This window comes from Xenorhabdus sp. SGI240, assembly GCF_040081915.1.
Taxonomy (GTDB): Bacteria; Pseudomonadota; Gammaproteobacteria; order Enterobacterales; family Enterobacteriaceae; genus Xenorhabdus; species Xenorhabdus bakwenae.
The window spans coordinates 25,639-33,973 of sequence record NZ_JBEBMB010000063.1 but is presented as its reverse complement, the minus strand read 5'-3'; the positions used below and the strand labels follow the sequence as shown (position 1 = coordinate 33,973).

The following is an 8,335-nucleotide window of genomic DNA, read 5'->3' as shown; positions in this document are numbered from 1 at the left end:
ACAGTTTGGTATATTTTGTCCAGTTTATAACCTAAAGAAAATCATCAACAAGAATGATATATGCCGACAAATATGAGGTTAAAAAAAAATTTACCTACTTTTGCACATTTACCTTAATTAATTAACTAAAAACCATTAAAAATCAATGCAATAAATTTATTAAAATATATAAAATCCCATAAAATAAAAATCAGAAAAATATTGATTATCTTTCATGCAAGGAGAATAGAAACTCTGTCTAAGCCGTATCGGTAACTCAACCGAAAAAATATGCAGAGGTAGCATAAGGCAAGGATGACAAAAAAAAGACGCATGTTAGAAAACAAAAACGGCGAATCAGGTGGTATCAATAGGCATACCGTGAACGAGAGTAAATCCGTCAAGGCAGGCTCTATTTTACGAGCAACCAACGGGGCAAAAATCGAACTCATTTTAAGCTTCGGCAATTCTCCTTGATGACGCCATAACTTACTAATGAAAAAAGGATGAGATATGGAAGATGCAAACCTATTAGTCGGAAAACGTATTCAGACCAGAAGGAAAGAGTTGGGTATCACTGCTACAGCATTAGCAAAGGAACTTGGCCTCAGTCAACAGCAACTTTCACGTTACGAAACGGGAGTGAATCGGATCAACATCTCCCATCTCGTGAATATTGCCAATATATTTAATACGCCAATTCAATGGTTTTTCGAAGATTGCAACCCCGTCAAGAAAGAGGACTGTAGTGTGAATAAAATTACGGATCAATATCTCCCCATTGCCGAGACAATTATAGGCAAGAATGGTTGGTAAATCCGGCAAAATAAATTCGTCAGAAGCCTGTTATGTTGCTGATTTCAATGATCCCATTGAGCCTGTATTGCATTTTGTGTAAATGCTTTTCCAGAGGTGACCGTCCAGACGGTCACCAAATTCGTCAATAAATCGCCTGGTGGTCATCAATTCTTCCGGCGAATAGTTTTCCAATATTTGCAACCCTCTTGCTTCTATTTGCCGATGCCGTTTTTCAACGATAGGGCGCTGAAGAAGTTTTGCACTGATCTTTGAGATAGCCCCCTTGGTCATTCCCAGCGTTTGGCTGATACTTATGATATTTAATAATACCGATTCTCCTATACGCTGGTTTACAAAATATCCCCCTTTATTTATCTTCATATTGTTTCCCTGGAAACAAAACGGAGAAAAAAATGAATAGCTGTAACTCAATTCGTCATGTAAACGTGATCTTTTACCTAGTATGCTTCAGTGCCCTATTAGGATCTCTTGCACAAAATATCTATGCTCCCGTTATTCCTATCATACAGGAGCTATTCAATGCGCCCCTACCTTTAGTAAACCTGACTGTATCAGCATTCACATTTGTTTTAGCTATTATGCAAATCGTGTATGGTCCATTAGCGGACAGTAAAGGCCGTAAAGTCATTTTACTTCCTGCTCTGACTATTTCCATCATTGGATCGGTTGGTTGCGCGATGGCTGCCGATATTTATTGGCTGATTGCCTTTCGAATAGTTCAGGCTATTGGGATTGCAGCTATTCCTGTTATTGCAGCGGCAATTATTGGCGATCTGTATGAAGAGCAACATCGAGCCAAAGCTATCAGTACTTATCAGATGTTGTTAACGCTGACGCCGGCTTTGGGACCATTGCTCGGCGGCTATTTAGCTGAATTAAACGGATATGTTGCGATTTTCCAATTTATTGCTGTTATCGGTGGGCTAATACTTATCAGCAATTTGCTTTGGTTGCCAGAAAATAAGCCAAAACAGTCAGCAAGTGCCAAAAAGGTATTCGTACAGTTCGGTCAGATTTTGTCAGATCGCATCGCACAATCTGTTTTCTGTATTAGCTTTATGCTGTCCTATTGTTATTTCTGCTTTTTGACTTTTTTACCCATCATCTTAAATAATGAATATGATTTCAGCCCTGCCGATATTGGTTGGATGTACATTCCCATATCACTGGCAATGATTGTTGGCAGCTATAGCTATCGTTTACTCCATCATCGGTTATCTAAGATAAATGGCCTGATTGTCAGCAGTTTGCTAAATCTGGCTTTAATTCTGTTGTTTTCCATCACATATCGGTTCGGCATTCCCACGTTAATCATTGTCACAGCTTTATACGGTTTCACTCTGGGGATATCGACACCCACCCATGCCACTTTATTGTTAGCAACGTTTGTGGAAGAACGGGCAACTGTGATTGGGCTTTATAATTTTATTCGATATATGGGAATGGCTGTTGGCCCAATGGTTGGCAGTTTCTTATTATTCAATAACCACTATGAATGGGTATTTTTAATGGGAGCGTTGTTATTTGCTGTATCTATCAGTTTTACTGCCATCATGACTCAACGGCACAGTAAACGGCGATAGTGCTCATCAAGTAGCATTCAATGGGAAATAGCCCAAATTGCTGCAATATTCCGTGCCGTTACCTGCAAATTATCGGCACCATTAGCAAGGGCATCGGCAAGGGAACACGCCTCTGGTATGATGGAAAAGACCGCATCCAGCCCATGTTGATGCACAACATGATAGTCCCGGCTCATTCCCCCCACTAACGCAATGGTGGGAATACCAAATTTTTTCGCCACACAGGCAACACCAATAGGGGTTTTACCGTATAGAGTCTGGCTATCCAGACGACCTTCTCCCGTAATGACCAGATCTGCCCCCTGAATCACGTCTTCCAGTTGCAAGGTTTCGATAACAATCTCAATACCTGGCTGTAATCTTGCGCCCAGGCATCCCAATAAGGAAGCTCCCATTCCTCCGGCCGCGCCAGCCCCCGCAGCAGCAATCACACGTTTTCCCGTTAGGGACTCTATTTTCATGCCATAATGACGCAATGCAGAGTCTAACGATTTCACCATCTCCGGCGTCGCGCCTTTTTGTGGACCAAACACCGCTGATGCGCCCTGTTCACCACACAACGGATTATTCACATCACAAGCCACGGTAAGTTCAATTTGCCTGAGACGAGGATCAAGATTCGTTAAATCAATACGTTCCAGCCGGATTAATGCCGCACCGCCGAATGGCAGAATACGACTGTCACCATCCAATAAATTCGCCCCAAGTGCCTGCATCATACCTGCACCACCATCGTTGGTTGCACTACCTCCAATGCCTAAAATCAGTTTGTGTATCCCCTGTTCCAATGCAGCCAGAATCAGTTCTCCCGTGCCATAACTCGTCGTTATCAGAGGGTTACGCTGTTCCATCGGCACCAAATGCAAACCAGAAGCGGCAGCCATTTCAATCACCGCAGTTTTTCCATCGCCAAGCAGACCCCAAAATGCCTCAACCGGCTGACCTAAAGGATCGGTGACCGTACACGCGATACGTTTTCCTCCGGTTGCAGCCACCAGTGATTCTACTGTCCCTTCGCCGCCATCCGCCATAGGTAACTTGATATAGTCTGCTTGGGGATAAATCTCCTTAAATCCCCGCTCTATTGCCTGTGCCACCTGCAAGGCACTCAAACTTTCCTTAAATGAATCAGGGGCAATCACAATTTTCATCATGGAATTTCCTCGGTGCTTTGGTGCTGTTTGTTTTACACACATAAAAAAAGCGATAAACAAATTATCGCTTTTTAATCCAAAAAGTTTTGCTCAGTTAAGCAATTACGCTTCAATAGCCAGTCGCAATTTCTTCATGGCATTTTTCTCTAACTGCCGAACTCGTTCAGCAGATACACCATATTTATCTGCCAATTCTTGCAAGGTGGTTTTATTGTCATCATCCAACCAACGAGAACGAATGATGTCCTGGCTACGTTCGTCCAGCCCTTCCATCGCCACAGAAAGTTTATCCGCAGCGTGAGTTTCCCAGTTATCTTCTTCAATACCATCGGCAAAGTCAGAAGCCTTATCTTGCAAATACAGCACCGGAGCCACTGGATGGCTATCATGATTGTCATCATCAGAAGACATATCAAATGCCATATCCTGTGCTGACATGCGGGATTCCATCTCTCGGACATCTTTGCTGGTCACGCCCAATTCTTTGGCAACCAGTTCAATTTCATCCTGATTGAACCACCCCAGACGTTGTTTAGCCTTGCGCAAATTAAAGAACAGCTTACGTTGAGCTTTTGTCGTTGCCACTTTCACAATACGCCAATTACGCAATACATATTCATGGATTTCTGCCTTAATCCAGTGAACAGCAAAAGAAACCAGACGAACGCCCACTTCTGGATTAAATCGACGAACCGCTTTCATCAGGCCAATATTACCTTCCTGAATTAAATCCGCTTGCGGCAGACCATAACCAGCATAACTGCGGGCAACATGAACAACGAAGCGCAAGTGAGAAAGGATCAGCTTTTTCGCTGCATTCAGATCGCCCTGGTAATGCAGCCTTTCTGCCAGTTCCTTCTCTTCCTCAGCAGAAAGCATAGGATAAGCATTGGAGGCACGGATGTACCCTTCCAAACTACCTTGTGGAACTAATGCCAGAGTTTGCATTTCTTTTGTCATTCAAATTCTCTCAAAATTAGATCCAAATTGATGGCCTTCAAGTTTGCCTGAATTTACCAGTAAGGTTTATTCAAGCCAGAGATTCGTCTATTTTACCACCGTAGAGATCATATTCAAATCGTCTCAGTTGTGTGAGTATCAATACAAAATCATAACTGTGACTTTGACAGCAATTAAGCCAGACAGTTCAACAAGCCCTGCAACCCCTTTATTCTGGCCTAAAACGACGTAAATGCTGAATTGTCGCAAACCATGCAGCAATCCAACCAATCATACCCGAAATAAGCACTAATAAGAGTGATTCATCCCACTCCAAACCGTGCAGTATAAAGCTTGTACCGAAAACACTCGCTACTTCTGTGACCACATTAGACAGTTTCCACACCAGCAGGGAGGAGAGAATCAAGGAGAATATTGCCCCCAAAACCCCCAATAAGGCTCCACCGTTGAGGAAAGGACGCAAAATAAAACCATCCGTTGCTCCAATCAGCTTCATGACATTAATCGTCTCACGACGGCTAAAGATACTCAGCCGGACACTGTTACCAATGACCAAGAGCAGCGCAACCACCATTAAGATACCTATCACGGCAGCAATTCTGCCAACAAGGTCAGCCAAGGCGGTCAAGCGGGCAAACCAGCTATCATCCATTCTGACTTCTTCAATGCCCTTAATCTGCGCAACTTGATCGCGTAATGTTGTTAGCGCCTGAGTGTCTTGGAAATTCAATTTAGGAGAGACGATGGCAACTGCCGGCAAAGGGTTTTCTTCCAGCAAATCTAGTGCGCTGGCAAAACCTGACCAGGCACGGAATTCGTTTACGGCTTCGTCACGGGAAAGATAATTGACCGATTTCACACCATCCATGCCTTTCAACTGCTCAATAACCTGTTTGACGCTATTATCATTCAGTGACTTATCCAGATAGACCGTGAGTTGTGGGATGGGATACCACTGCATCACTGCTTGATTGACGTTTTTCCAAACGATATAAAACACGCTCGGCAAAGTCAGTGAAATTGCGATTACCATAATGGTCAACAAGGTTGCCAGTGGTTGGCGAAACATATCCGACAGCGTACTTTTCCACGCATAACGCCACTGTACACGCCATCCCCCTTTTAATGATTTGGATTTTGGTGTGGGTGTTTTTTTCGCTGAATGACGGACATGCCTAACCATGATGTCCTCCTTGCATGCGTCCCTGATTCAGGGTCAAGATACGATATTTTCTTCGTTCAATGAGGGCCGTATCATGGGTAGCCATCAGAACCGTCACACCAACTCGGTTAAACTCTTCAAACAGACGCATGATCCCCTCTGATAATGCCCCATCCAAATTTCCCGTCGGCTCATCTGCCAGCAATACTGTGGGCTTATTCACCACCGCTCGGGCGATCCCAACACGCTGTTGTTCTCCACCGGAAAGCTGAATGGGGAAGTTTTTCGCTTTGTCCAGTAAGCCGACCTTATCCAACGCCGCAGAGACCCGTCGACGAATGTCTTCAGCGCTTGCCCCTGAAATGATCAACGGCATAGAGACGTTTTCGTATACGGTGCGATCCAACAGCAGGTGATGATCCTGAAAAATCATACCGATCTGACGGCGAAGGAAAGGCGTCTCTCTGGATTTTAGTCGGCTAATGTCATGACCAGAAAACCAAATATGGCCTGCGCTTGGGCGTTCAATACCACAGATAAGTTTCAAAAGTGTACTTTTACCGGCCCCTGAGTGACCGGTTAAAAATGCCATTTCTCCTGGGAGTAGATGAAAATCCACCCCTTGCAGCGCCTGCCGCCCTCCCAGATAGGCTTTACTGACCTGTTCAAAGCGAATCATTGATAGTTAATCCTCTCGGGCAAAAAGAGCCTCAATAAAATCGTCTGCCTTGAATGGACGGAGATCTTCAATGCCTTCACCCACACCAATATAGCGGATTGGGATCTCAAATTGGTCGGCAATAGCGAAGATAACCCCTCCTTTCGCAGTACCATCCAGTTTGGTCAATGAAATACCCGTCAATCCCACTGCTTCATGAAATAGTTTAGCCTGACTTACTGCATTTTGACCTGTGCTGGCATCCAGAGTCAGCATAATTTCATGAGGTGCGTCTTCATCCAGTTTTTTCATCACTCGAACGATTTTTTTCAGCTCTTCCATCAAATGGGATTTGTTCTGCAAGCGCCCTGCGGTATCGGCGATCAGGACATCAATACCTTTAGCCTTGGCTGACTGGATGGCGTCAAAAATCACCGAGGCGGAATCTGCCCCCGTCTGTTGGGAAATCACCGGGATTTTGTTGCGTTCTCCCCAAACCTGTAACTGCTCTACTGCGGCGGCACGGAAGGTATCTCCAGCCGCCAGCATGACAGATTTACCTTGAGAGTGATATTGACGCGCTAACTTTCCAATCGTGGTCGTTTTACCAACACCATTCACACCGACCATCAGAATGACATAAGGTGATTTACCTTCTATCTCCAGCGGCTTATCAACTTTCGCCAGAATGGCTGACATCTCTTCTTTCAGTTTAGTGTAAAGCGCTTCCGCATCTTTCAACTCTTTACGGCTGGCGTGGTCTGTCAGGTTAGTGATGATCTTACGGGTAGTTTCAACGCCCACATCTGCAATCAATAATTGCTCTTCCAGCTCTTCAAACAGATCATCATCAATTTTTTTGCCGTGGAATAGTCCCAAGAAGCCGGAGCCAAGGTTTTGACGAGTTTTAACTAAGCTGCGTTTCAGACGAACAAAGAACCCTTCTTTAGTCGGTCGTTCTTGTTCCTTAGGTAAGACCGCCTGTTCTTCTGCCTGACGGGCCGCTTCTTCCGCCAAGCGCTGCTGCTCAGCTTCTTCTGCCGCACGACGGGCTGCTTCTTCCGCTAAGCGCTGCTGCTCCGCCTCTTCCGCAGCCACTCTTTCTTGTTCGGCTTGTTCCTCTTGTTGTTCCTTATCTTGACGACCAAGTCCAAACCAAGAGAAGAAACCTTTTTTTTTCTCTTTTGCCATCGGCCACTACACTCCTCGCGCTTAAGTTAGATATGTGCTGTTATATCCACTGAGATAGGTTCTAACGGTAATGAATCCAGTCTAACATTTTCATCACACCACAACACATATCTATAGAGGATTTCGTGGTAAATTAATCAATGGATATCTTCGTTTTCACTCACTTTTTGTCTCCGCCAGATATTATTGAGTTACGTCGGATGGCAAATATTTAAGTTATGTAAATTATGACTAAAAAACCACAGCGCACGTCTTTGGGACAAATCCGCATTATTGGCGGAAAATGGCGCGGAAGAAAATTGCCGGTTCCTGATAGTGACGGCTTGCGTCCAACAACAGATCGCGTCCGCGAGACGCTTTTTAACTGGCTTATGCCAGTGATTCAGGGTGCTCGTTGCCTGGATTGTTTCTCAGGCAGCGGAGCGCTTGGATTTGAAGCCTTGTCTCGTTATGCCAGCCACACAACCTTAATTGAATACGATCGCAATGTGGCGAAACAACTATCGGCTAACTTAGCCTTACTGAAAGCGGAAAATGCCGATGTGGTACAAGGTAATGCACTACAATACCTTATCAACACCGGAACACCATTTGATGTGGTTTTTCTCGATCCGCCATTCCGTAAGGGGATGTTGACTGAAACCATCAATTTATTGGAAACCAACAGCTGGCTAGCAGAAGAAAGCTGGATTTATGTTGAGGCAGAAGCAGAATCTGCGGCAACAGAAGTTCCCCCAAACTGGCAACTGCATCGGCAAAAAACGGCCGGACAAGTTGCTTATCGGTTATATATTCGCCACCCGTAATCGGGTGTCAGAACGGCTTAAAC

At 44.6% G+C, this 8,335-nt stretch carries 10 protein-coding genes; 4 read left to right on the top strand and 6 right to left on the bottom strand.

What is annotated here, in order from left to right:
* Positions 1-294: 294 nt before the first annotated feature.
* Positions 295-456, top strand: a complete 162-nt coding sequence (locus ABLA76_RS13725) for a hypothetical protein (RefSeq protein ID WP_348988344.1) — start codon at positions 295-297, stop codon at positions 454-456.
* 36 nt (positions 457-492) lie between these two features.
* Complete coding sequence (locus ABLA76_RS13720) at positions 493-795, top strand: helix-turn-helix transcriptional regulator (RefSeq protein WP_348988343.1); 303 nt, start codon at positions 493-495, stop codon at positions 793-795.
* 30 nt (positions 796-825) lie between these two features.
* On the opposite strand, the gene ABLA76_RS13715 is transcribed toward ABLA76_RS13720, so the two are convergent.
* The gene (locus tag ABLA76_RS13715; protein ID WP_348988342.1) at positions 826-1,158 is read right to left on the bottom strand and encodes a hypothetical protein; all 333 of its coding nucleotides are present in this window, start codon (positions 1,156-1,158) and stop codon (positions 826-828) included.
* Positions 1,159-1,190: 32 nt separating this feature from the next.
* Between ABLA76_RS13715 and ABLA76_RS13710 the strand changes: the two genes are divergently transcribed.
* Positions 1,191-2,381, top strand: a complete 1,191-nt coding sequence (locus ABLA76_RS13710) for an MFS transporter (RefSeq protein ID WP_348988341.1) — start codon at positions 1,191-1,193, stop codon at positions 2,379-2,381.
* 17 nt (positions 2,382-2,398) lie between these two features.
* On the opposite strand, the gene ABLA76_RS13705 is transcribed toward ABLA76_RS13710, so the two are convergent.
* The 5 genes from ABLA76_RS13705 to ftsY all read right to left on the bottom strand — a co-directional run bounded on the left by ABLA76_RS13705 (position 2,399) and on the right by ftsY (position 7,506).
* Positions 2,399-3,532, bottom strand: coding sequence for a glycerate kinase (locus ABLA76_RS13705; protein WP_348988347.1), 1,134 nt, complete (start codon positions 3,530-3,532; stop codon positions 2,399-2,401).
* Between the two features lie 105 nt (positions 3,533-3,637).
* Entirely contained in the window at positions 3,638-4,495 is an 858-nt protein-coding gene (gene rpoH, locus ABLA76_RS13700; protein WP_047768549.1) for an RNA polymerase sigma factor RpoH, read from the bottom strand.
* A gap of 208 nt (positions 4,496-4,703) precedes the next feature.
* The gene (gene ftsX / locus ABLA76_RS13695; protein WP_348988340.1) at positions 4,704-5,678 is read right to left on the bottom strand and encodes a permease-like cell division protein FtsX; all 975 of its coding nucleotides are present in this window, start codon (positions 5,676-5,678) and stop codon (positions 4,704-4,706) included.
* Positions 5,671-6,336 carry a cell division ATP-binding protein FtsE gene (gene ftsE / locus ABLA76_RS13690; RefSeq protein ID WP_047768551.1) on the bottom strand — a complete coding sequence of 222 codons (666 nt, stop codon included), beginning with the start codon at positions 6,334-6,336 and terminating at the stop codon, positions 5,671-5,673. The genes ftsX and ftsE overlap by 8 nt, the downstream gene beginning before the upstream one ends.
* Positions 6,337-6,342: 6 nt before the next feature.
* The gene (gene ftsY, locus ABLA76_RS13685; RefSeq protein ID WP_348988339.1) at positions 6,343-7,506 is read right to left on the bottom strand and encodes a signal recognition particle-docking protein FtsY; all 1,164 of its coding nucleotides are present in this window, start codon (positions 7,504-7,506) and stop codon (positions 6,343-6,345) included.
* A 227-nt stretch (positions 7,507-7,733) separates the two neighbouring features.
* On the opposite strand from ftsY, the gene rsmD reads away from it, so the two are divergent.
* Positions 7,734-8,312 carry a 16S rRNA (guanine(966)-N(2))-methyltransferase gene (gene rsmD / locus ABLA76_RS13680; protein WP_348988338.1) on the top strand — a complete coding sequence of 193 codons (579 nt, stop codon included), beginning with the start codon at positions 7,734-7,736 and terminating at the stop codon, positions 8,310-8,312.
* Positions 8,313-8,335: the final 23 nt, after the last annotated feature.

Coding starts and splice junctions, on each gene's coding strand:
- rpoH (WP_047768549.1), bottom strand. CDS start 4,495: ATGACAAAAGAAATGCAAACTCTGGCATTAGTTCCACAAGGTAGTTTG.
- ftsY (WP_348988339.1), bottom strand. CDS start 7,506: ATGGCAAAAGAGAAAAAAAAAGGTTTCTTCTCTTGGTTTGGACTTGGT.
- ftsE (WP_047768551.1), bottom strand. CDS start 6,336: ATGATTCGCTTTGAACAGGTCAGTAAAGCCTATCTGGGAGGGCGGCAG.
- ABLA76_RS13715 (WP_348988342.1), bottom strand. CDS start 1,158: ATGAAGATAAATAAAGGGGGATATTTTGTAAACCAGCGTATAGGAGAA.
- ftsX (WP_348988340.1), bottom strand. CDS start 5,678: ATGGTTAGGCATGTCCGTCATTCAGCGAAAAAAACACCCACACCAAAA.
- ABLA76_RS13705 (WP_348988347.1), bottom strand. CDS start 3,532: ATGAAAATTGTGATTGCCCCTGATTCATTTAAGGAAAGTTTGAGTGCC.
- rsmD (WP_348988338.1), top strand. CDS start 7,734: ATGACTAAAAAACCACAGCGCACGTCTTTGGGACAAATCCGCATTATT.
- ABLA76_RS13720 (WP_348988343.1), top strand. CDS start 493: ATGGAAGATGCAAACCTATTAGTCGGAAAACGTATTCAGACCAGAAGG.
- ABLA76_RS13725 (WP_348988344.1), top strand. CDS start 295: ATGACAAAAAAAAGACGCATGTTAGAAAACAAAAACGGCGAATCAGGT.
- ABLA76_RS13710 (WP_348988341.1), top strand. CDS start 1,191: ATGAATAGCTGTAACTCAATTCGTCATGTAAACGTGATCTTTTACCTA.